The 449-nt window shown below is 57.9% G+C and carries 1 protein-coding gene; it reads right to left on the reverse strand.

Translation table 11 applies throughout. The features are described 5' to 3' along the window. Window positions 1-449 (reverse strand): phage baseplate assembly protein V (locus ACE5LO_RS27815; RefSeq protein WP_375523144.1); only part of this gene is annotated, 449 nt, incomplete at both ends.

A 449-nucleotide genomic window follows, 5' to 3' on the forward strand; every position in this document is an offset into this window, starting at 1 on the left:
AGCTTGGGGGAAGGCTGTCCGCTTTTGCGGACCGAGCCCCGCACCATCGCTTCCTCTTCCCTCGCGCTTTGAAAATACACCTGCACCGCGTCACCCAACTGCGGCATGACATACAGCCCGCTGCTGCCTTCCGCCGTATAGGGCGACTCAAAAGGAAGCCATACCGCCAGGCTTTTATCCTGGATTTCGTCGATATCCAGATGCACGCGTACCCGATCCTTTTGCACGTCGATGATTTTCCCGTCCAGCGAAACGCCCGTTATCCGGTCATTCAGGTAGAACGGCTGCCGGATGCCGGACTCCAGACGCAGCGTATAAGTATGTACGAGAGTGCCGTCCTTCAGGGCAGATACCGCTGCGGCCACCGCCAGCTCCTTGCCCCGGAAGTTCACCTTGTCCCCCAGGTTCAGCCACTTCTCCGTTTCGACCTCATAATAGGTAAAATCCGC

The sequence above is a fragment of the Paenibacillus medicaginis genome, assembly GCF_042138635.1.
GTDB lineage: Bacteria > Bacillota > Bacilli > Paenibacillales > Paenibacillaceae > Paenibacillus > Paenibacillus medicaginis.